The sequence below is a fragment of the Pseudarthrobacter sp. 902506025 genome, from assembly GCF_040702325.1.
Taxonomy (GTDB): Bacteria; Actinomycetota; Actinomycetes; order Actinomycetales; family Micrococcaceae; genus Arthrobacter.
In genome coordinates, this window is sequence record NZ_JBFBKW010000002.1 from 316,028 (window position 1) to 338,280 (window position 22,253).

Annotated in this window: 20 protein-coding genes; 10 read left to right on the forward strand and 10 right to left on the reverse strand. The window is 67.9% G+C overall.

Annotated elements, in window-relative coordinates:
- Nucleotides 1–4: 4 nt before the first annotated feature.
- Together AB0280_RS05290 and AB0280_RS05295 are read right to left on the reverse strand one after the other, a co-directional pair.
- Entirely contained in the window at nucleotides 5–757 is a 753-nt protein-coding gene (locus AB0280_RS05290; protein ID WP_307491556.1) for a VOC family protein, read from the reverse strand.
- 122 nt (nucleotides 758–879) lie between these two features.
- A complete protein-coding gene (locus tag AB0280_RS05295) occupies nucleotides 880–2,481 on the reverse strand; it encodes a PucR family transcriptional regulator (RefSeq protein ID WP_307491558.1) in 1,602 nt (533 codons plus the stop codon).
- A gap of 107 nt (nucleotides 2,482–2,588) precedes the next feature.
- On the opposite strand from AB0280_RS05295, the gene AB0280_RS05300 reads away from it, so the two are divergent.
- From AB0280_RS05300 to AB0280_RS05310, 3 genes are all read left to right on the forward strand, one after another.
- A complete protein-coding gene (locus tag AB0280_RS05300) occupies nucleotides 2,589–4,148 on the forward strand; it encodes a purine-cytosine permease family protein (protein ID WP_366366365.1) in 1,560 nt (519 codons plus the stop codon).
- A gap of 57 nt (nucleotides 4,149–4,205) precedes the next feature.
- Entirely contained in the window at nucleotides 4,206–5,153 is a 948-nt protein-coding gene (locus AB0280_RS05305; RefSeq protein ID WP_307491562.1) for a polysaccharide deacetylase family protein, read from the forward strand.
- 135 nt (nucleotides 5,154–5,288) lie between these two features.
- Complete coding sequence (locus AB0280_RS05310; protein WP_366366366.1) at nucleotides 5,289–6,524, forward strand: amidohydrolase; 1,236 nt, start codon at nucleotides 5,289–5,291, stop codon at nucleotides 6,522–6,524.
- Here the strand turns inward: AB0280_RS05310 and AB0280_RS05315 are convergent.
- On the reverse strand, nucleotides 6,521–7,357 hold the full coding sequence (locus AB0280_RS05315; protein ID WP_224027115.1) for a helix-turn-helix transcriptional regulator: 837 nt from the start codon (nucleotides 7,355–7,357) through the stop codon (nucleotides 6,521–6,523). The two genes, AB0280_RS05310 and AB0280_RS05315, sit on opposite strands and share 4 nt — an antisense overlap.
- An 85-nt stretch (nucleotides 7,358–7,442) precedes the next feature.
- On the opposite strand from AB0280_RS05315, the gene ilvD reads away from it, so the two are divergent.
- The 4 genes from ilvD (at nucleotide 7,443) to AB0280_RS05335 (ending at nucleotide 11,986) form a co-directional block, all read left to right on the forward strand.
- Nucleotides 7,443–9,302: a dihydroxy-acid dehydratase gene (gene ilvD / locus AB0280_RS05320; RefSeq protein ID WP_307491567.1), complete on the forward strand. Its 1,860-nt coding sequence runs from the start codon at nucleotides 7,443–7,445 to the stop codon at nucleotides 9,300–9,302.
- Between the two features lie 114 nt (nucleotides 9,303–9,416).
- A complete protein-coding gene (locus AB0280_RS05325) occupies nucleotides 9,417–10,235 on the forward strand; it encodes an oxygenase MpaB family protein (RefSeq protein WP_159630516.1) in 819 nt (272 codons plus the stop codon).
- A 92-nt stretch (nucleotides 10,236–10,327) separates the two neighbouring features.
- Nucleotides 10,328–11,545: an MFS transporter gene (locus AB0280_RS05330; RefSeq protein WP_307491570.1), complete on the forward strand. Its 1,218-nt coding sequence runs from the start codon at nucleotides 10,328–10,330 to the stop codon at nucleotides 11,543–11,545.
- Nucleotides 11,546–11,590: 45 nt separating this feature from the next.
- Nucleotides 11,591–11,986 carry a (R)-mandelonitrile lyase gene (locus AB0280_RS05335; RefSeq protein ID WP_307491573.1) on the forward strand — a complete coding sequence of 132 codons (396 nt, stop codon included), beginning with the start codon at nucleotides 11,591–11,593 and terminating at the stop codon, nucleotides 11,984–11,986.
- Nucleotides 11,987–12,059: 73 nt separating this feature from the next.
- Here AB0280_RS05335 and AB0280_RS05340 read toward each other — a convergent pair whose 3' ends face one another.
- A complete protein-coding gene (locus AB0280_RS05340) occupies nucleotides 12,060–12,482 on the reverse strand; it encodes a universal stress protein (RefSeq protein ID WP_224027112.1) in 423 nt (140 codons plus the stop codon).
- 122 nt (nucleotides 12,483–12,604) lie between these two features.
- Here AB0280_RS05340 and AB0280_RS05345 point away from each other — a divergent pair, with 122 nt between their 5' ends.
- The gene (locus AB0280_RS05345; protein ID WP_307491576.1) at nucleotides 12,605–13,348 is read left to right on the forward strand and encodes a hypothetical protein; all 744 of its coding nucleotides are present in this window, start codon (nucleotides 12,605–12,607) and stop codon (nucleotides 13,346–13,348) included.
- A 16-nt stretch (nucleotides 13,349–13,364) separates the two neighbouring features.
- On the opposite strand, the gene AB0280_RS05350 is transcribed toward AB0280_RS05345, so the two are convergent.
- The 5 genes from AB0280_RS05350 to AB0280_RS05370 form a co-directional block, all read right to left on the reverse strand.
- A complete protein-coding gene (locus AB0280_RS05350) occupies nucleotides 13,365–14,723 on the reverse strand; it encodes an LLM class flavin-dependent oxidoreductase (RefSeq protein WP_307491578.1) in 1,359 nt (452 codons plus the stop codon).
- A gap of 22 nt (nucleotides 14,724–14,745) precedes the next feature.
- Nucleotides 14,746–15,528 carry an ABC transporter ATP-binding protein gene (locus AB0280_RS05355; protein WP_307491580.1) on the reverse strand — a complete coding sequence of 261 codons (783 nt, stop codon included), beginning with the start codon at nucleotides 15,526–15,528 and terminating at the stop codon, nucleotides 14,746–14,748.
- A complete protein-coding gene (locus tag AB0280_RS05360) occupies nucleotides 15,504–16,358 on the reverse strand; it encodes an ABC transporter permease (RefSeq protein ID WP_307491582.1) in 855 nt (284 codons plus the stop codon). Before AB0280_RS05360 ends, AB0280_RS05355 begins: the two co-directional genes overlap by 25 nt.
- Complete coding sequence (locus AB0280_RS05365; protein WP_307491584.1) at nucleotides 16,355–17,473, reverse strand: ABC transporter substrate-binding protein; 1,119 nt, start codon at nucleotides 17,471–17,473, stop codon at nucleotides 16,355–16,357. Before AB0280_RS05365 ends, AB0280_RS05360 begins: the two co-directional genes overlap by 4 nt.
- A gap of 387 nt (nucleotides 17,474–17,860) precedes the next feature.
- Nucleotides 17,861–18,754: a helix-turn-helix transcriptional regulator gene (locus AB0280_RS05370; protein ID WP_159630535.1), complete on the reverse strand. Its 894-nt coding sequence runs from the start codon at nucleotides 18,752–18,754 to the stop codon at nucleotides 17,861–17,863.
- Nucleotides 18,755–18,894: 140 nt separating this feature from the next.
- On the opposite strand from AB0280_RS05370, the gene AB0280_RS05375 reads away from it, so the two are divergent.
- Both AB0280_RS05375 and AB0280_RS05380 read left to right on the forward strand, forming a co-directional pair.
- Complete coding sequence (locus tag AB0280_RS05375) at nucleotides 18,895–19,911, forward strand: zinc-dependent alcohol dehydrogenase family protein (protein WP_224027106.1); 1,017 nt, start codon at nucleotides 18,895–18,897, stop codon at nucleotides 19,909–19,911.
- 152 nt (nucleotides 19,912–20,063) lie between these two features.
- Complete coding sequence (locus AB0280_RS05380; protein WP_307491587.1) at nucleotides 20,064–21,104, forward strand: NAD(P)-dependent alcohol dehydrogenase; 1,041 nt, start codon at nucleotides 20,064–20,066, stop codon at nucleotides 21,102–21,104.
- Between the two features lie 97 nt (nucleotides 21,105–21,201).
- On the opposite strand, the gene AB0280_RS05385 is transcribed toward AB0280_RS05380, so the two are convergent.
- Nucleotides 21,202–22,239 (reverse strand): nitronate monooxygenase, encoded by a 1,038-nt coding sequence (locus AB0280_RS05385; RefSeq protein ID WP_307491589.1) that lies wholly within the window; start codon nucleotides 22,237–22,239, stop codon nucleotides 21,202–21,204.
- Between the last annotated feature and the right edge of the window lie 14 nt (nucleotides 22,240–22,253).

Below are 22,253 nucleotides of genomic sequence, written 5' to 3' on the forward strand. Positions count from 1 at the left end.
CTGGTCAGGCCCGTGCCGGCGGCGTGCCGGTTTGCTCCGTGACCGCGCTGACCGCGACCACACCGCCCCAGGGGTCGCTGATCACGGCGCTCCTGAACCCGGGGGTATCCATGGGTGCCATGACAATGCCGCCGCCCAGGGCCACGGCCCGGTCGGCGGTCCTGTCTGCATCGGTGACCCCGAAGTTCACACTCCAATGGGGAGGAACAGTCACGCCGTCGGTGGGCGTAACCACGGCCACCAGTTGGTCTTCGAGGAGCCACAGTGAAAACGGGGCGTCCGGCGGCGACGTCAGTTCCCAGTTGAACAATGCCCTGTAGAACTCCTGGGCCTTTCCAAGATCCGGGGTGTGCAGCGAACTCATGGCCCAGCTATTGGGCTGGTCTGCCAGCTCAACGCCGTCATTGACGCCCGCCTGCCGCAGGCCGAACAGCACGCCGGAGGAATCGGCAACCAGTTGCGAACGGGTCCCGGCGCCGATGGCCCCGAGCTGCCGGCCGCCCGCCTGTTCCGCCAGCGCTGAAGCCTTCCCGGCGTCGCCCACCCGGATATGGGTCAGCCATCCCGCTGGTGACCCCGGCGGGGCCTGCCCCACGCCGCCTACGGAGCGGCCGTCAAGGCGCGCCAGACAGTACCCGCCCTCGAATCCCGGCACCTGTATCGGCTCGTCGAACGTCCAGCCGAACAGTCCGCCATAGAACTCTTTGGCACCCTGGGGGTCCGGTTGCCAGGTGTCGACCCAGCACGGCGCACCCACTAAGGAAGTATTCCGCTTTGCCATCCGCCGCGCCCTTTCCATCCGAGCTGCCCGGACCTGGGGGCCGGCCACAGGGCAATGCCAGGCAAGCATACGTCCGGAAGCAGGGGCCCCGCAGGAGGTCAGGGCAGCCCGGCCATCCTCGCCGCCAGGTGCAGCGCCGCGAGCCGCCCCGTCCCGCGCGGATCCCCTCCGCAGAGCTCGAAAATCCGCTGCAGCCGGTGGTGCATCGACTGCCGCTCCAGGTGCAGTTCGCGCGCCGACTGCGCGGTATTGCAGCCGGAGTCCAGCCACACCTGCAGGGTCTCCAGCAGCTGGGACTGCCGCTGCGCATCATGCTCCAGGACCGCCCGCAACTGCCGGCTCACGAACGCCTCCCTGGACGAGGCATCCAGGCAGGTCAGGGCGAGGCTTTCCACGGCGGTGTCCTGGGCGTCAACCACAACCAGGCCCCGGGACGGGGGCCGCCTGCGGGCGGACGCATTCCGTCGGCGGATCTGCCGTACCTCCAGGGCGCGCCGGGCTTCCGCCAGTGACCAGGCTGCGTCCGCCACCCCGTCTGCCAGCGGCCCGACGGCGATCACGGCATCGTGGTCCCCCTCCAGTCCCTGCAGTGATTCCAGGAGCTGCCGCCGCTCGCCGGCCGTCTCGGTGCACGGCAGGCCGATCATCACCACCAGCTCGGTGTCATCCAGGTACGCGGCACAGGGAATCCGCTGCGAGCTCAGGAAGTTTTCGACGGCGCCGCGCAGCTCCTGCGGCGCCGCCGCGTGGATCGCGGCCACCACGGCGGGGGAGTCCGTTGGAAAGCCGGCGCCGGGGGCCAGCTGCTCGAGGCGCCACTCCGGTGCGGAATTCAGCACGGCGCGCATCAGTTCAGCACCGGCCAGGGCGTGCAGTCCCGGAGGCGTGTGCTGCAGCAGCGCCAGGCCCAGGATGTCCACGGCGCGCTCGCCCGCCACCTGGGCCAGCGCCGTGTCCGCGACATCCGGCACGTGCACCTCGAGCCGCCCCATGAGGACCCCGCGCACGGGGATGTCCACGGTGATGACCGTTCCGCCGGCCACCGGGTAAAAGCCGCCGTGCCCGCCTGGCCCCGTGCCGTCGTCGTCCGCCGTTCCATCTCCGGCTTCCGCGTCCACCCCGTTGCTCCAACCCTCCGGCGCCGCGCTGCCCATGGTCACTCCCCACGGGGAGGTGAGCTTCACGGCCGAGCCGGTAATGCCTGCCAGCACGCCCAGGATCTTGTCCAGTGAAGCGCCATGCGCCAGCTCGGCAGCCATGGCGCGCGTGGCGGCATCCGCCTGCTGCAGGTGCCCCACCGACTCGCTGACCAGCATGGAGTTGATGGCCTGCATGACGCCGACGAACGGCACCACCTTGCGCAGTTCCACCACGGGAAGGCCGTATTCCTCAGCCTTCTGCAGCATGTCGGCAGGAATCTCCGGGAGTGCACCGCCGGTCTCGATGGCCAGCGCAGCGACGCCGCGCTGCGCCAGCTCACGGACGTAGTCCCCGCGTCTGGCCGGGGTGGCGGTGGCCAGCGTGATCCCGCCGCAGAGCAGCAGTTCACCGCCACGGAGCAGGGGAGCGATGTCCAACACCTCACTGGAGTGGACCCAGCGGACCGGCTGCGCATCAGCCACCACGCCCTGGGGGTGGACCACGGGATCGGCGGCGGCGAGGGCGGGGTGGGCGAGTATTTCGCCAAGAAACACTGACACGACAGTCCGTAACGTAGCAGGAGGATTTGTTCGACACATTGTATCTTGTTGCTTGTGATGGGGGCCACATAGCCTAGTTGGTACTTATCCACCTCACGGAGGCCCCCATGCAAGAAAAGCTTTCTACAGCCACGCACGGCCAACCTGACCAGGCCACGCAGGACCACAGCGCCGTGGACCACGAAGCCTGGCTGCAGCCCATCCCCGAATCAGCACGAACACGCAAAGTATCCGGCCAGTTCTGGATCTGGGCGGGCGCCAACCTGGCACCCATCAACTGGGTGCTGGGGGCACTCGGTATCCAGCTGGGACTCGGAGTCGCGGACACCATCACCGTCCTGGTGCTGGGCAACCTGATCGGCATGCTGCTCTTTGGCTGCTTTGTCCTTTTGGGCCAGAAGACCGGAGCCACCGGCATGGTCCTGGCCCGGGCGGCATTCGGACGGCGCGGCAACTACCTGCCGGCCGCCATCCAGGCCCTGCTGGTCATCGGCTGGTGCGCGGTGAACACCTGGATCATCCTGGACCTGGTCATGGCGCTCTTCGGAACCCTTGGCTGGGTTGACCCGGAAGCGCCCAACTACGGCTGGAAGATCGGCGTCGCCACGTTCATCATGGCCCTCCAGGTTGCCATCGCCTGGTTCGGCTACAAGGCCATCGCCGCCTTCGAGAAATGGACCGTGCCGCCCACCATCCTCATCCTGGCCGTCATGTCCGCGGTGGCCTGGTTCGGCATGGACATCAACTGGAGCTACGCCGGTCCCGCCGGCGCCGTCCTGGAAGGCTCAGAGCGGATCGCGGCCATGAGCGCCGTCATGACCGCCATCGGCATTGGCTGGGGCATCACCTGGTTCACCTACGCCGCGGACTACTCCCGGTTCGTCAGCACCAGCGTCCCCAAGAAGAAGGTCTACCTCGCCTCGGTGCTGGGCCAGTTCATCCCCGTAGTGTGGCTCGGCGTCCTGGGTGCCAGCCTGGCCACCAACAGTGGCGAGATCGATCCCGGCAAGCTCATCGTCATGAACTTCGGCGCCATGGCCCTGCCCGTACTGCTCATGGTGCTCCATGGCCCCATCGCCACCAACATCCTGAACATCTACACCTTCTCCGTGGCCACCCAGGCCCTGGACATCTCCATCAGCCGCCGCAAACTCAACCTGTTCGTCGGCGTCTTCTCGCTCGGCGCCGTCGTCTTCTTCATCTTCCAGGAGGACTTCGCAGCGGTACTCGACGCCTGGCTGATCGGCCTGGTGGCCTGGGTGGCGGCCTGGGGCGGCATCATGCTGGTGCACTACTTCTGGCTGGAGAAGCGCTGGCCGGGCGGCACCGACCGTCTGTTCGACGGGGTGGGCACCAAGCGGCTGCCCGGCGTCAACTGGGCCGGGGTCATCTCCCTCCTGGCCGGCATCTTCGCCACCTGGCTGTTCATGTACGGCCTGATCCCCATCATGCAGGGCCCCATCGCCGTGGCCCTGGGCGGCTGGGACCTGTCCTGGCTGGCCGGCGGACTGACCAGCGCCGGGGTGTACGCCATCCTCGGCCCGCGCCAGCACATCCGCTACCTGGCCCTCGAGCCCCGCGCCGCACAGAAGGTGGACGCCACCCCTGGAGCGACCGCCCCTGAAGCAGGGAGCGCGGAGAGCACGCCCGCCCTTCCCGCCCTCTAAGCTCACGATCCCGTAGAACCTGGCGGGAGCCCACAGGGCCCGCCGAAAGGATTTCCCGTGAACAACCCCGCCATCGCGGACCCCCTGCACCCCATCACCTGGCCCGAAGGCTTCAAAGCTGCAGCTTCCTTCACTTTCGACGTGGACGCCGAATCCTGCACCATCGCCCACGATCCCACCAGCACCCGGCGCATGTCGCTGATGAGCCACCAGTCCTACGGCCCCAAGATCGCGGTGCCCCGGCTCCTGGCCATCCTGGCCCGCCAGGACATCCAGGCCACCTTCTTCATCCCGGGTTTCACCGCCGAGTCCTACCCGGACGTGGTCCGGCAGATCGTTGACGGCGGCCACGAAGTGGCGCACCACGGCTACCTGCACGAACCCATGCAGGGCATCGACGCCGCCACCGAGGCCAGTTACATTGACCGCGGCCTGGAGGCGCTGGCCAAAGTCGCAGGCGTCCGACCCGTGGGCTACCGCGCACCGTGGTGGGAACTGAACTGGCACTCCCCGGGCCTCCTGGCGGACCGCGGCTTCCTCTACGATTCCAGCCTGCTCGACGGCGATGCCCCCTACCGCTTCGCCGTCGCCGCCGATGATCCCCGGGACATCGTTGAGATCCCGGTGGACTGGACCCTGGACGACTGGGAGCAGTACGCCTTCTACCCGGGCGTTACGGGCAGCGGCGTGATCGAGAGCCCGGCCAAGGTCCTGGAAATGTGGACGCTTGAAGCCGAGGCCCACCATTCCCAGGGCAGCTGCTTCGTCCTCACCAACCACCCGTTCATCTCCGGGCGGCCATCCAAGGCCGTGGCGCTGGAGCAGATCATGGAGCGGGTGAAGGCAATGGACGGCATGTGGGTGACCACCATGGAGAACATTGCCCGGCACACCAAGGCCACGGTCACCGAGGTCCACACCCACGCGCGGATCGAGGTGCCGGTATTCCCGGGCGCGGGTGCACAGTTCAAGCCCGCCGTGGTGCGGCAGGGGGTGCTGGCTTAGCGTCCGTGGGCAAGAAGCGGCCGGCGGCGGGATTTCCCGCCGCCGGCCGCTTTTTTGGTTGCCCATGGACACCATCCGTTGGTGCTGCCTATGGTGGCCGGAAAGGCCGGCGCCACCGGCCGGGAGGAGCCTTCGATGGATTTTGCGAACAGCGCTGCGGACGGGATCGAGCAGGAGCTGGCCTGGCAGGTCCCGCTCTACGAACAGCTCCACCGGAATCCGGAGCTCGGCCTCGCCGAACACCAGACCTCCGCTGCTGTTACGGCGAAGCTGGCGGCCTGGGGCTTCGTCGTCCGGCACTTTGGCGGCACCGGCGTAGTGGGCGTCCTGGCCAACGGACCCGGCCCAGGCGTCCTGGCCCGGGCCGACATGGACGCCCTCCCGGTCACCGAGGCAACCGGGGCACGCTACGCCTCCGCCGTCCCGGGGGTGATGCACGCGTGCGCTCACGACATGCACGTGGTGGCGCTGCTGGGCGCGGCAAAGTACCTGGCAGACCACCGGGATGCCTGGCGGGGAACCTACACCGCCCTGTTCCAGCCGGCAGAGGAGACTGCGGCGGGCTCGCAGGCAATGCTCGACGACGGCCTGGCCGCCGGGATCCCGCAGCCGGACGTAGCGCTGGCCCAGCACGTCATGCCCACCGAGGCGGGAACCATCGGCACCACGCCGGGCCCGGTGCTCTCGGCCGGCGACTCTGTACGGATTACCGTCCACGGCCGCGGCGCCCACGGCTCCATGCCGCACAAGTCCGTGGATCCGGTGGTGCTCGCCGCCTCGATCGTCCTCCGCCTGCAGACCGTGGTGTCCCGCGAAACGATTCCAGGGGAGTTCGCAGTGCTGACTGTTGGCTCGGTGAGCGCCGGAGCCACGGCCAACATCATCCCGGACCGGGCGGAGCTGCTGCTCAACCTCCGCACGTACGACCTTGCCGTCCGGGCCGCCATGGTGGCCGCCATCGAGCGGATCGTTCGGGGCGAGTGCGCAGCCGCCGGCTCGCCGCAGGAACCGGAGTTTGAGTATTACGACCAGTACCCGCTGACCAGCAACGATGCGGAGGCCAACGCCCGGGTCACTGCAGCCTTCACCAGGACCTTCGGCGCGGACGCTGTGTACCGCACCGCCCCGCAGACGGCGTCAGAGGACTTCAGCCGCATCCCTGACGCTTTCGGCATCCCGTACGTCTACTGGATCGTCGGCTCCGTGCCCCCGGAAACCTACCGGCGGGCCGTGGCGAATGGCACGGTGGACGCCGACATCCCTGCCAACCACTCGCCGTCGTTCCTGCCCGCCGTCGACCCCACCCTCCGCGTGGCCACCCGGGCCCAGGCGGCCGCCGCGCTCGCCTACCTCGGCGCCGACGAAGCCTAGCCGGCCACGGACAGCAGGGACTTCATCTGCGCTGCGGCGTCGCTGCCCGGGGCCGGTGTGTACACCACGAGGTGCAGGTCCGGCCGGTCCGACGGGGACACCTGGTGGTGTTCCAGTTGCAGCACCCCCACGGCCGGATGGTGGAAGAGGCGCTCGCGGGACTCGAAACCCAGGATGTCGTACAGGTCCCAGCCCTGCCGGAACTCCGGGCTTGCTTCCTTGAGCCGTTCCACCTGGTACTGGATGTCCGGATCGCCCAGCCGCTGCCCGGTTTCGGCCCGGAACTCCGCAAGGAACCGCTTGCTGGTGGTGTCCCAGTCCGGCAGCAGGTTCCGGACGTAGGGATCCGTGAACACCAGCCACAGCAGGTTCCGGTCCGCCGCCGGCACCGTGGCAATGTTGGGGTACAGCGCCGCGTAGGCCCTGTTCCACCCTGCCACGCCCCAGTCCGGAAACAGGGCGAAGGACGGATTGGGGTCCAGGGCATCCAGGAGGCGCTGGATGTGGGGCGGGGCGGTATCGGCTGCCGGCCCAGCAGGGGCTGCTGAGGCGTAGCCGCCCAGCGACAGGACGTAGCCCAGGCCGGTGCTGGACAGATGCAGTGCGCGGCTGATGGCCTCCAGAACCTGCCGGGACGGGCTGATATCCCGGCCCTGCTCCAGCCACGTGTACCAGGTGACGCTGACGCCGGAAAGGAACGCCACCTCCTCGCGGCGGAGCCCCCGCTCCCGCGTGCGGCCCACGGGCGGCAGGCCGTAATCGGCCCGCAGCGCCTGGTCGCGCCGGGCCCGGAGGAAGAGCCCCAGTTCTTTGCGGCGGCCGGGATTGTTCACCTCAAAATACTATTACTCTGGTACTCCTACTACTAGTAGCAGCGCTGTCTTCCACCCAGCCCTGCAAGGCAAGAGGATGGTAAGCATGCCTGCACTCCGCTCTAAAACAGTCACCCATGGCCGCAACATGGCCGGCGCCCGCGCACTGCTGCGCGCCTCCGGCGTCGCCAACTCCGATATCGGCAAGCCGATCATCGCGGTGGCCAACTCCTTCACCGAATTCGTCCCGGGGCACACCCACCTGGCCCCGGTGGGTCGGATCGTCTCGGACGCGATCCTCGCCGCCGGCGCCGTGCCGCGCGAGTTCAACACCATCGCCGTGGATGACGGCATCGCCATGGGCCACTCCGGCATGCTCTACTCGCTGCCGTCCCGCGACCTGATCGCCGACTCCGTGGAGTACATGGTCAACGCCCACTGCGCCGACGCCCTGGTGTGCATTTCCAACTGCGACAAGATCACCCCGGGCATGCTCATGGCAGCCCTGCGCCTGAACATCCCCGTGGTCTTTGTCTCCGGCGGCCCCATGGAAGCCGGCCGCGTGACCCTGACCGACGGCTCCGTCCGCTCCCTGGACCTGGTCAACGCGATCGCCGACGCCGTGGATGAGTCCATCTCCGACGCGGACATCAACCTCATCGAAGAGAACGCCTGCCCCACCTGCGGTTCCTGCTCTGGCATGTTCACCGCCAACTCCATGAACTGCCTCACCGAGGCCATCGGCCTCTCCCTGCCGGGCAACGGCTCCGTGCTGGCCACCCACACCGCCCGCAAGGCGCTGTACGAGAAGGCGGGCGCCACCGTCGTCGAGCTGGTGAAGCGCTACTACGACGGCGACGACGACTCCGTGCTGCCCCGCTCCATCGCCACCGCCAAGGCCTTCGACAACGCCATGGCGCTGGACATCTCCATGGGCGGCTCCACCAACACCATCCTGCACCTGTTGGCCGCGGCCCAGGAGGCCGGCGTGGACTACGGCCTGGCCGAGATGGACGCCAAGTCCCGCCAGGTGCCCTGCCTGGCCAAGGTGGCCCCGAACGTGGCCAAGGACAAGACCTACTACATGGAGGACGTGCACCGCGCCGGCGGCATCCCTGCCCTGCTGGGCGAACTGAACCGCGGCGGCCTCCTGCACAAGGACGTCCACTCCGTGCACTCCAACGACCTGGACGGCTGGCTGGATGACTGGGACATCCGCGGCGGCAAGGCCACCGACGAGGCGCAGGCCCTGTGGCACGCGGCTCCCGGCGGCGTCCGGTCCTCCACCGCGTTCTCGCAGTCGAACGAGTGGACCTCCCTGGACACCGACGCTGAAGGTGGCTGCATCCGCTCCGTGGAGCACGCCTACTCCAAGGACGGCGGCCTGGCCGTGCTGCGCGGCAACATTGCCGTGGACGGCGCCGTGGTGAAGACCGCCGGCGTGGACGAATCCATCTGGACCTTCTCCGGCCCGGCTGTGGTCTGCGAATCCCAGGACGAAGCCGTGGAGAAGATCCTGAACAAGCAGATCAAGGAAGGCGACGTGGTGGTGATCCGCTACGAAGGCCCCAAGGGTGGTCCGGGCATGCAGGAGATGCTCTACCCCACGTCCTTCCTCAAGGGCCGCGGCCTGGGCAAGAAGTGCGCGCTCATCACGGACGGCCGCTTCTCCGGCGGGACCTCCGGCCTGTCGATCGGCCACATCTCCCCGGAGGCTGCGTCAGGGGGAACCATCGCGCTGGTGGAGGACGGCGACATCGTCAGCATCAACATCTCCCAGCGCTCCATGGAGCTGGAGGTCTCTGACGAAATCCTGGCCGAACGCCGCGAGAAACTGCTGGTCAACGGCGGGTACAAGCCCAAGGACCGGGACCGCCAGGTTTCCGCTGCCCTGCGCGCCTACGCCGCAATGGCCACCTCTGCGGACAAGGGCGCCGTCCGGGACGTGTCCCTCCTGGAGCGCTGACGCCCACACCCGGGCAGGGGAGGAGGCAGGACAGGTCCTGCGGCCCTCCTCTGCCCGGGCACAACGGGCCAAAGGGCCCGTCCTGATGTCCTGCCCCTCCGGTACCCTGTTCACATGGTGCAGGGAGAGGCCGATTTCCGGGCTGAAGGCATCCTGCTCGCCGGGGCAGGACGGGCCATTCTGCTGCAGCTTGCCAACCCCGCGATCGGCCGCGGCGTGGCGGCGCACAGCACGTTCACCCAACGCCCGGTAAACCGTCTCAAGGGCACTCTCACGTACGTCTACGGCATCGTGTACGGAACGGAGGAGCAGGCCAAGGAAGTCCGGCGCAGGGTGAACCATGCGCACGTTCCGGTACGCCGCACGGCGGCCGAACCGTCCGCCGGCTACAACGCCTTCGATCCGGCACTGCAGCTCTGGGTGGCAGCAACGCTCTATGACACCGCGCTGACCATCGTCGAGAAGATCCGCGGCCCGCTCGGCGACGAGGCGGCCGACGCAATGTACCGTGACTACGCACGGATTGGGACCGCCCTGCAGCTTCCACCGGACATGTGGCCGAAGGACCGGGCGGCGTTCAGACGCTACTGGGATGAGCAGCTTTCAACCCTCCGTGCCGAGGAGGAAGGCGTGCGCGTGGGGCGCGGCCTGCTGTTCCCCAAGCACACCGCACTCTGGTACCGCGCCATCATGCCGTCCGCGAGGTTCCTCACCGCCGGGCTCCTCCCGGAGCAACTGCGGAAGGACTACGGCCTCGCATGGAGCGACCGCCACCAGCACCGCTTCGACCGGACATGGCGCGTCCTTGCGGTGGCCTACCCCATGCTGCCGCTGCGCATCAGGCACTGGTTCAAGGACTACTGCCTGGCAGAACTGGAAAAAGACCTGCGGAAGAGCCCGCACAACATGCAGCGGCAAGGAACCTCTGCATAGTTCCACGGCAGCCTTGCCCTAAAGGGGGTCTGCCAGAACCGGTTTCAGCAGGGCCCTCGCTAGGGCTCCGGGAGCACGGTTTGATGGAAGGCATGGCCCCCGAAACAACTGTCACCAGCACCCGTGCGCCCCAAGAACCAGGCGTGCAGCACCACGCGCACTGGGGAGGCGTCTTCGCGATGTCCCTGTGCGTCTTCGCCCTGATCGCCTCCGAATTCATGCCGGTCAGCCTGCTCACCCCAATGGCCGCCGAACTCCGGGTTTCCGAGGGGATGGTGGGGCAGGGCATCGCCATCTCCGGCCTGTTCGCCGTCGCCACCAGCCTGTCGGTGTCCACGCTGGCCGGCAGCATGAACCGCAAGACCCTGCTGCTGGGCCTGACCACGGTGATGGCTGTCTCCGGTGCCCTGGTCGCCATGGCCCCGGGCTACCTGCTCTTCATGGTGGGCCGTGCCCTCATTGGCGTGGTCATCGGCGGTTTCTGGTCCATGTCCGCAGCCACCGCCATGCGGCTGGTGCCGGCCTACCAGGTGCCGCGCGCCCTGGCGGTCTTCAATGGCGGCAACGCCCTGGCCACCGTGCTGGCTGCGCCGCTGGGCAGCTACCTGGGCTCATTTATCGGGTGGCGTGGAGCGTTCTTCTGCCTGGTTCCCGTGGCGGTGCTCGCCCTGGTCTGGCAGTGGATCAGCCTTCCTTCCATGCCGGTGGAAAAGCGGGCGTCCGGAAACATCCTCGGAATTTTCGCCGCCTTCAAGAGCCCGGCTGTCGCCTGGGGGATGGCCGCCTGCGGCACCTTCTTCATGGGCCAGTTCGTCCTGTTCACCTACGTCCGTCCGTTCTTGGAGCGGGTGACCGGCGTGGAGGTGGCCACTGTGTCGCTCGTACTGCTGGTGATGGGTGTGGCAGGGTTTGCCGGCACCATGCTGATTGGCCGGTTCCTGGGGAAGAGCCTGTACCGGACACTGGTCACCATCCCGGCCCTTATGGCGCTCATCGCCGCCGCCTTGGTCCCCACCGGCGGCTGGCTCGCCGTCGTCATGGTCCTCCTGGGCGTTTGGGGGCTGCTGTCCACGGCCGCCCCGGTGGGCTGGTGGAGCTGGATCGCAGAGGCCATGCCCCACGACGCCGAGGGCGGTGGGGGCCTGATGGTGGCCGTCGTCCAGACCTCGATCGCCGTCGGATCAACGCTGGGTGGCGTCCTGTTCGACTCCGCCGGCCACGGCGGCGCCTTCCTGGTGGCCGCCGCTGCCCTCGCGGTCTCGTCGGTCCTGGCGTTCGTGACGGCACGGATCACAAGCCGGACCGCCTGACCCGCCAACAAACTTTCCAGTCAACCGAACTCACAGGAGGAGAACATGAAGTACACCAAGAGCGGCGGCCAGACAGGAGCCGGACCGAAGGAATGGTTCACCGGCACCGTGCAGATTGACGGCATCCGCAACCCCGATGAACAGTCAGCGGTCGGGTGCGCCCATGTCCGATTCGCCCCCGGGGCCCGCACCGCCTGGCACCACCACCCCAAGGGCCAGACCCTTTATGTCACGGACGGCATCGGGCTGGTGGCGCGGCGCGGCGGGCAGGTCCAGGAAATCCGTCCCGGCGACGTGGTCTTCATCGAGCCGGGGGAGGAGCACTGGCACGGTGCGACCCCGGAGCGCTTCATGGCCCACGTCGCCATGCAGGAAGCGGACGAAAACGGGCAGGTGGTTACCTGGCTCCAGCATGTCACCGATGAGGAATACGGGGCCTAAGAACCCTTAACGACGGTGGGCGGACGACGGCGGGAAGTCCCGCCGTCGTCCGCCCACTACCTTGCGGGGCAGCTTAGTCCTCGTAGGTGTTCGCGATGTAGACGTCGCACGGGGCGTTGTGCGCCACGCTGTTGGCGACGCTGCCCAGGAGCCGGCCGATGCCGCGCATCCTCCGGTTACCCACCACGATCACCCGGGCATCCAGCCGGATGGCTTCCTTGATCAGCGAATCCGCCGGCTTGCCGCGGGCGGCGAAGTGGGTGATCTGCACTCCCGGCCGCGATGCGCCCAGGGATTTTGCCACCATCTCCGAGCTGTCCGCGTTGGAGATCCTCACCTTGTCCGAGCCCACCCCAAAGGTTTCGGCGTTCTCGATCTCAAAGGCGGTCACTACGTGGAGGGACGCTCCCAGTGACTCCGCCAGGTCCAGCGCCACTTCTGCGGCCTTCCGTGCGGACGGGCTGGCATCCACACCTACTACAACTACTCCACTCATCGTTTCGCTCCTTCGTCATTCCCGGCATACAACGTCCATTGGCCAGTCTAAGGACTACCCGCCCGGAGCCCGCCTAACCGTAGACTCTGCAGGGGAGGTCATGACTGGGTTGATGGGGGAACATGGACGAGCTTTCCAAGCAGGCTGCACAGGATCGGACGGGCCTGGCACCCGTCTATGTGGACGTGCCGGATAAGTCAGGAATGCCCGGTGCAGGTACCAGCAGACTCCTGAACACCGGCCTGACCGAGGCTGAGGCAACCGTGGCCGCGGAACCGGCACCGGTCCTCCACCCCTCCAGGAAACAGGAACGCCGGACCACTGTCGTGCGCGCCACCTGGATCCTGGGGTGCATCACCGCGGGAGTGATGCTGGGACTCTACAAGGATGCGGTCCAGGACCGGGATGCCGGACAAGCTGGCTGGGTGTTGACAGCGCTGGCCGTCCTCGTCCCGTGCCTCCTCGTGCTGGGCGCCTACCCGACGTGGAAGAGACGGAAGTTCCTCAAGGACTATAAGCAGCGGCACCAGGCATGGGTGGCCCGTTTCATTGGCAACTGGCCGCTCCGGGAGCGGCTGACCGATGTGGATGCCATCGCCGATGTCTGGCAGCGGGTCAGCACCCGGACCATGGCGGACACTTTGGAAGCAGGCCGGGACACCATCCTGGCCCAAGGGTCCCCGGGGGACCGTCCCGCCAGGCTGTTGGCCGAGGCACTCGCGGCCGTGGATGCCTGGGCGCGGGCACCCTGGCCGGATCCGGCCCTGTACCGTGCTGCCCAGGATGCCGTCGACCGGTTCGGCGAACTGGCAGGCCGGCGGCGTGCGGACGCCGTGCCGCCCGCACCGCCGCCGAACTTTCCCTGACAATCACCGCCGCCGGTCAAACCGAGGCGGCGTCCAGTTGCCTGCCGTTCCGGGTTTCGGGCCGCGCCAACCCATAGTGCTCCCGCAGGGTCCGTCCGGTGTACTCGGTGCGGAACAGTCCGCGTTCCTGCAGGATGGGCACCACCTGGTCCACGAACGCCTCCAGCCCGGAGGGGAGCACCGGCGGCATGATGTTGAAGCCGTCCGCGGCCCCGCCGTCGAACCATTCCTGGATGGCATCCGCCACCTGCACGGGCGTGCCGGTGAAGGTGCGGTGCCCGCGGCCGCCGCCAAGCCTGCCGATCAGCTGGCGAACGGTGAGCTGTTCGCGCCGGGCCAGTTGCACGATCAGGGTGTAGCGGCTCTTGGCGCCTTCGATTTCGTCCTCGCTGGGCAGGTTGTCCGGCAGTTGGCGGTCCAGCGGCAGGTCCACGGGGTCCACGCGGAGGGTCCGGGCCAGCTGGATCCGGGCGTATTCGGGCTTGATCAGCCGGTCCAGTTCGCGCTCCAGCTCCAGCGCCTCTTCCTCGGTGGCACCGATCACGGGGACGATGCCCGGGAGGATCTTGATGGTTTCCGGATCCCGGCCGGCAGCCGCGGTGCGGGCCTTCAGGTCGCGGTAGAACTCCTGCGCGTCGGCCAGGGTCTGGTGCGCGGTGAAGACGGCATCCGCGTACCGGGCGGCGAGGTCCTTCCCGTCCTCCGAAGAACCTGCCTGGACGATCAGCGGGTGCCCCTGCGGCGAACGCGGAACATTGAGCGGGCCGCGGACCTTGAAATGCCTGCCCTGATGGTCAATAGTCCGGATCCTGTCCGCATCACCCCACACGCCTCCGGCCTTGTCCGCCAGTACGGCGTCGTCCTGCCAGCTGTCCCACAGCTTCTGGGCCACTTCGATGAATTCCGCGGCGCGCTCGTAGCGGACGGCGTGGGCGGGCTGGTCGTCGACGCCGAAGTTCCGCGCGGCGTCCGGGCCTGCCGTGGTCACCACGTTCCAACCGGCGCGCCCGCCGCTGGCCCAGTCCACCGAGGCGAAGCGGCGGGCCAGGTTGAACGGTTCGTTGTAGGTTGTGGAGGCCGTGGCGATCAACCCGATGCGCTCGGTGGCGCCCGCGATGGCGGTGAGCAGCACCGTGGGCTCCAGCTTGCCGGCGGGGCGGCGGCCCACCTCGCCGAACAGGACAGGGGAGTCGGCGAAGAAGATGGAGTCCAGCTTGCCGCGCTCTGCAGTGCGGGCGAGCTGCTGGTAATGCTCCACCTTGGTTCCCGCATAGGGATCGCTTTCCGGCAGTCGCCACGACGCCTCGTGGTGGCCGGTGCTCATGAGGAAGGCGTTGAGGTGGAGTTGGCGCTGGGATGGGTACTTCGATGTCATGACGTGCTCCTTGCAGCTTGGGTTAGCGGCCGACGGCGGCCGGTTCAGTAGTGCGCGCGGCCTCGACGCCCAGCGCCGTGAGGAGGTCGCGGCGCAGGGATTCGTGCCCCGCGGCATCGGCGGAAGAGCGGATTGCGGGTGGCACCGGGCGGACGGTGGCGATGCGCCCGCGGTCCAGGACCACGATCCGGTCCGCCAGCGCGATGGCCTCGTCCACGTCGTGGGTGACCAGCAGGACGGCTGGCCGGTGGGCCGCCACCAGGTCCTGGAGCAGCCCGTGCATCCTGATCCGGGTCAGGGCGTCCAGCGCGCCGAACGGCTCGTCGGCCAGCAGCAGCTGCGGTTCCCGGACCAGCGACCGGGCCAGCGCCAAGCGTTGCTGCTCACCGCCGGAAAGCTGGTGCGGCCACGCCTTTTCACGTCCGGCGAGTCCCACTTCGGCGAGGGCCTTGCGGGCCCGGGCATCGGCGTCGTGCTCCCGGACGCCCAGGGTGACGTTGCCCAGGACCGTGTCCCACGGCAGCAGCCGGGAATCCTGGAAGACCACGGACACGCGGTCCGGAACGCTGATCACGCCGCCGCCGCGGACCTCGTGGTCCAGGCCGGCCAAAGCCCGCAGCAGGGTGCTTTTGCCGCAGCCGCTGGGGCCAAGCAGCGCCACGAATTCGCCGGGCGCGATGTCCAGGTCCACACCGTCCAGGACACTCTTGGTGCCGAAGCTGCGGACCAGCTTTCGCACGGAAACGGCGGACGGTGCTGCTGGTGCAGATGCGGCGGCGGTCAGGCCGCCAGGGTGCGCTGCCATGACAGGGCCTTTCGTTCGATGAAGCGGACAATCCCGTCGGAGAGGAGGCCCAGGATGCCGTAGACGGCCAGGCCCAGGACGATGATGTTGGTCTGGCCGTAGGTGCGCGCGAGCTCCATCATGTAGCCGATGCCGCTGGTGGCGTTGATCTGCTCCACCACCACCAGGGACACCCAGGCGCCGGTGACCGCGAAGCGCAGGCCCAGGAAGAACCCGGGCAGTGCGCCGGGGAGGACGACCTTGCGGATGAAGCCGGCCCGGCTTAGCCCTACGGTCTGGGCGAGTTCCACGAAGCGCAGGTCGATGCCGCGCAGCCCTGCGTGTGTCTGCAGGTAGACGGGAACGAAGACGCCAAGGGTGATGGTGAGGACCTTCATGGTCTCGTCGATGCCGAACCAGAGGATCAGCAGCGGGATCAACGCCAGGCCCGGTATGGCGCGCTTGATCTGCACCGGGCCGTCGATCAGCGCCTCGCCCACCCGGCTCAGTCCGGACAGGAGCGCCAGCACGGCGCCCACCACGATTCCGAAGAACAGCCCCAGGCCTGCGCGCTGGGCCGAGATGGCGAGGTTCTCCTGGAGGCGGCCGTCCGTGATGAGCTCACCGGCGGTGGCCACCACGGTCCACGGCTCGGACAGGATCCGCGGGTCAAGCAGCCCTGTGGCGGAAGAGGCGGTCCAGAGCAGGAGCAGGGCCAGCGGGCCCACCCAGGCGAGCCGCCGGCGTCGTCCGGGCCCAAGCCTCTTCCCTGTGGGCCGCACGTCGGGCTGTTCAGCCAGTGCCGGGTCCGGGCGTGCCGCCGCCACGGGACGTTCCAGCACGGCGCTCATGCGGCACCCGCCTTTCCGGCGGAAGCGAAGGCAGTGCCTGCGATGGCTTCGAAGCGGGTGTCGTAGAGGTCGGCCGCCGTCAGCTGCGGCTTCTTCTGTTCACGGGCCAGGAGATCGATGGTTTCCTGGTGCCGGGCGATGGCTTCCGTCCAGGACGTTGGGATGTCCCGCTTGCCGGTGGCGTCGATCAGGTACTGGCCGTCCTCGCGGGACAGGCCCTGGTCCTTGACGTAGTAGCCCTCCAGCCACTCGGCCGGGTGGTCTTCGATCCAGCGCTGGGCCTTGCCCCAGACCTTCACGTAGGTGGCCAGTGCGGCGGCCTTCGCGGGATCCGCCAGGACTTTGGCGGGGGAGTAGAGGAGGCTGGGATCGTCCCGCAGCCCGTGGCGGATGGTGGTCCCGCCGTCGGCCTTGTACTTGGCCAGGTACCGCTTGATCTGGACGCCGCCCAGGGGAGCTGCGTCCACCTGCCTGCTGGCCAGCGCCGTGGCATAGGCATCCCCGGTGCTGGGCAGTTCAACGAGCTTGACGTCCTCCTGCTTGAGCCCGGCCTTGTCCATGATTCGCAGGACCAACGCGCCCTGGGCCTGGCCGGGGCTGTAGGCAATCTTCCTGCCGCGGAGGTCCTCGAGCCGGGTGATGCCTGCTCCCGGGGCCACGCCGAGTTCATAGATGGGATGGCCCACGGCGTCCTGCCGGTACCCGGCGGCGATGATGCGGACGTCCAATCCGGTCCAGGTGGCGTGGATGGGCGGGATGTCCGCCACGGAACCGGTGTCCAGCGCATTGGCCCGGAACGCCTCGGTGGTTTGCGGGCCGCCGGAGATGTTGGCGAACTCCACGGTGAAGCCGTCCAGTTCCTTGATCAGGCCGGACAGTTCCAGCGCCACCTTGATGCTGGGGTCGCCCACCTTGATGGTCGTGCCGGCAGGGACGCTGGCCGCCAGTGGCTCCAGGGCGCCCTGGCTGATCCGCTCACTGCCGGCCGTCGCCGCTCCGCCGCAGGCTGAGAGCAGCCCGACGGCGGGCACCGCCAGGAGCGCGCCCAGGGCACGGCGGCGGGAAAAGGCGGGGATGCCCAGGGCGGGATTGGGTGGTGATGCTGGGAAGGACATGGTGTTCCTTTCGGGAAGTTTCCGGGTACGACGACGGCGCCCGGGGTGGGTGCCCGGCGGGCGTAAAGGGGTGGATGGGTCCGCCCGTGCGGCGGGATGAGGGTGCTTGAAGAGCTGCGTTTGGGTGATGTTCCTGAATGCTGCGTTCGGCCTGGCCGGTGCCGTGCAAACACCTAAACATGGCCCGGAGGGTGTTGGCCAGCGTCAAGCAACGCAGGCTAAACGCGGCGAAACGGCGCTACTCATGGCGCCATCCTTGAGACAAAACAGGCAATGCTGCGCCACGAACCGAAACCTGCGTTAAGGAAACCGCAACGGCAGTTCATGTGACTGGACGTGGATTCCGGGCCGCCGGATGGTGCGGCGGGTGCCGCCCCAGGCAGGCTTCTAGCCGCCCACCTTCGCCTGCACCGTTTCCACGATGTTCTCGGTGACGGCCCAGGAGGCCAGGAGCTTGAGGGCTTCCTCGGACGGGCTGCCGGGGGTGGCGGGATAAACGGTGAGGGTATGCCCCGGGTCCTCTTCCAGGCCCAGCACCTGGTAGTTCAGCTCGAGGAGCCCCACCACGGGATGCTGGAAGAACTTGGTGCCCGCGTAGTGGCGGCGGACGTTGTGCGCTGCCCACAGCGTGCGGAATTCGTCGCTGCGCATCGAGAGTTCACCAATGAGTTCGGCAATGCCCTTGTCATGGGGATTGCGGCCGGCCTCCCGTCGCAGGATGGCCACGTTGGTGTTGGCCGCCCGGTCCCAGTCCGTGTAGAAGTTGTGCGCGCGGGGGTCCAGGAAGATGAACCGGGAGTGGTTGGCCGGCCGTGACGGAGTGCGGTACATGTCCGAATACAGGGCATAGCCCAGGGTGTTGGCGGCCACGATGTCCAGGCGGTTGTTGCCGATGAAAGCCGGCGCCTCCGTGATGGCATCCAGCAGGTATTGCAGCTCCGGCCGGACCTTGGACGGGGCGGAACCGCCGGTACCCGCAGCCCGCTTGCGGCCCGAGGTGTTGGCTGCCCGGGCCAGGTCATAGAGGTGGTCATGCTCGGCGCGGTCCAGTTCCAGGGCACCGGCGATGGCATCAAGGACGCTGTCAGAAACGCCGTGCAGGTTTCCCCGTTCCAGCCGCGTGTAGTAGTCCACGCTGACTCCGGCCAGCCGCGCCACTTCCTCGCGCCGGAGCCCAGGTACACGGCGGCGGCCGCCATAGGGTTCGATGCCGGCCTGCTCGGGGGTAATCCGCCCACGGCGTGAAGACAGGAACTGCCGTACCTCGGCTCGGTTATCCATAGGGAACACGTTACGACGGATGGCAGGACCCTAAGGAGGTTCTGCCAGAACCAGTTACAGCAGGGCCCTCGCCAACGGTGCCGGGGCCGGGTTTGATGGGACTGTCCTATTCAGCCGTTTCACCATGTGGAGGACCCAGCATGCGCGCAACCATCATGCACGCGCCCGGAGACGTCCGGGTCGAGGATCGTGACAAACCAGCCGTCCGGCAGCCCACGGATGCGGTCATCAAACTCGTTGCCGCCTGCGTCTGCGGATCGGACCTGTGGCCCTACCGGGGCGCCGACAAAATTTCCAAGCCCGCGCCGATGGGCCACGAGTACGTCGGAATCGTCGAGGAAGTCGGTGCCGGGGTCAGGAATGTCCGCCCTGGACAGTTCGTCGTCGGGTCATTTTTCGCCTCGGACAACACCTGCGACATCTGCCGCTCCGGCTACCAGAGCGCGTGTGTCCACCGCCAGGGCGTGGGCGGTGCACAGGCGGAATACATGCGCGTCCCGCTCGCAGACGGCACCCTGGTGGCAACACCCGGCATGCCCGACGCCGCCAAGGTTCCGTCGCTGCTTGCAGCCTCCGACGTCCTGGGGACAGGATGGTTCGCCGCGAAGGCGGCCGAGGTGGGCCCGGGCAAGACAGTGGCAGTAGTGGGCGACGGCGCCGTGGGACTTTTGGGGGTCCTCGCAGCGCAGCAGATGGGCGCTGAACGGATCATCGCCATGTCCCGCCACGCGGACCGGCAGGCGCTGGCACGCGAGTTTGGCGCCACGGACATCGTGGAGGAGCGCGGGGACGAGGGCGTGAAGAAGATCAAGGAACTCACCGGCGGCCTCGGCGCGCACTCCGTCCTCGAAGCCGTGGGCACGCAGGAATCGATGCTGCAGGCCATCCACGCCACCAGGGCAGGCGGCCATGTGGGCTTTGTGGGAGTCTCCCACGATGTGGCGCTGCCCGGGCGGGACCTGTTCTACTCGCATGTGCACCTGCACGGCGGCCCTGCTCCGGTCCGGCAATACCTGCCCGAGCTGATCGACCTGATCCTCGGCGGCACGATCAATCCCGGAAAAGTGTTTGACCTGGAACTCCCGCTCGAGCAGGCCGCGGACGCGTATAAGGCCATGGACGAACGCCGCGCCATCAAGGTGCTGCTGCGCCCCTAGCGCATCCTTGCCCCGATGGCCCACACGGGCCCAAAGGGTAGGACTCTCAAGACCAGTCACAACAGGGCCACCTTGGTGCCCCCTTTTCCCGGGTTTGCTCCGAACAACCCCGGTAGCATTTATACGTCCCCCCAACAGATCACAGGAGAACCATGACTACCGTCAAGGCTTATGCATCCCCGTCCGCCACGGAGGACCTGGTGGCTACCACCATTGAGCGCCGCGAAGTGGGTCCTCACGACGTCCTGATCGACATTAAGTTCGCCGGCATCTGCCACTCGGACATCCACACCGTCCGCGGTGACTGGGGCCCGCAGCAGTACCCGCTGGTGCCCGGCCACGAGATTGCCGGCATCGTCACCGAGGTGGGGGCCGAGGTGACCAAGCACAAAGTGGGCGACCGCGTTGGTGTTGGCTGCATGGTCAACTCCTGCCGGGAATGCGTCAACTGCCAGAAGGGCGAGGAGCAGTACTGCCTCAAGGGCAACACCGGCACCTACGGCGCCGTTGACCGCGATGGCACCATCACGCAGGGTGGCTACTCCACCCACGTTGTGGTCACCGAAGACTTCGTCGTCACCATCCCCGAGGGCATCGACCTCGACGTCGCCGCACCGCTGCTGTGCGCCGGCATCACCACCTACTCACCGCTGCGGCACTGGGGTGCCGGCCCCGGCAAGAACGTTGCCGTCGTCGGCCTCGGCGGCCTGGGCCACATGGCCGTCAAGCTGGCCCACGCCATGGGAGCCGAGGTGACCGTCCTGTCACAGTCGCTGAAGAAGCAGGAGGACGGCCTGAAGCTCGGCGCCGACCACTACTTCGCCACGAGCGACGAGAACACCTTCTCCGAACTCGCCGGCTCCTTCGACCTGATCATCAACACGGTCAGCGCCTCGATCGACATCAGCTCCTACCTGGGCCTGCTGAAGCTCGACGGCGCCCTGGTCAACGTGGGTGCCCCCGCGGAACCGCTTCCCGTCAACGCCTTCGCGCTGATCGGCGGACGCCGTTCCTTCGCCGGTTCCATGATCGGCGGCATCCGCGAGACCCAGGAGATGTTGAACTTCTGCGCCGAGCACGGGCTTGGTGCCGAGATCGAAGTTATCCCGGCTGAGAAGATCAACGACGCCTACGAGCGCGTGCTGGCATCGGATGTCCGGTACCGCTTCGTGATCGACACCGCCACCTTCTAAAGCACCACCCCCGCTTTCACGGCGCGCGGCGGGCCGGCTCCCACAAGGGGCCGGGCCGCCGTCGGGCTTTAAACAGCGGACGACGGCGGCCCAAGCCTTACGGCGCGAGGCTTTCCAGGATGGCAACCGCGGAGCCTTCCCTCGTGTCCCGGTAATTGATGCCGGCCCACAGGTTCAGCCACTCCGGCTCCCCTGCTGCCGCGGCAGCGGCGCGCAGGGGAGTGGTGAGGTGGTGGATCTCGGGGTAGCCGTACGGGGCGTCGCCGTCGTGGCGGCGCATGAATCCGTTGTAGAGGCCGCGCGCGTTGCGGCCGGAAAAGGCACGTGTGACGGCGGTGGTGGTGAAATGGTCCGACGCCGACAAGGCAGCCCGGTGCGTGGGCTTGGTCCCCGCTTCATCAGCGCGGAGGAACGCGGTGCCGGCCTGGACTGCAACCGCTCCGACGGCCAGCGCAGCCCGGGTGTGCTCCGACGAGGCAATGCCACCCGCCGCGATGAGGGGCACCTCCAGATCAGACAGCCCGCCCAGGATCCCGTGGAGGGGAACCAGGGGAGCAGGCGCGTCAGGTTTGAATGTTCCGCGGTGGCCTCCGGCTTCCGGACCCTGGACGCACACGGCGTCGGCGCCTGCCGCGAGCGCCTGCAGCGCTTCTTCACGGTCCGTGACCGTGGCAATGACGTACATCCCGCGGTGCTGCAGTGCTTCCACCACGCTGGTTTCCGGAATATCGAAGGTGAATGAAACCACCGCCGGTGCCAGGTCCAGCAAGGCCTCGAGCTTTTGGTCCCAGTCGTCATCGTCATGCCGGGGCTCGCCGAGGCTCACGCCGAAGCGCTCAGCATCCGGGGCCAGCGAATCGGCGTATTGCTGCAGGGACGCAGGACTGATGACGGACGCCTGGGGTACAAAGAGGTTCACGCCGAACGGCTTGTCCGTTTGGCTCCTGACGGCCTCGATCTCGGCGCGCATGGCCGCGGCAGTCTTGTAGCCAGCCGCAACGAAGCCCAGGCCGCCGGCCCCGCTGACGGCCGCTGCCAGCTGCGGGGTGGACGGTCCCCCGGCCATGGGCGCCTGGATGACGGGCAGCGCCAGCGACTCGAGCCTGAACCTGGTGCTTTTCCGGTGCGCAGCCATATGCCCTTCCCGTC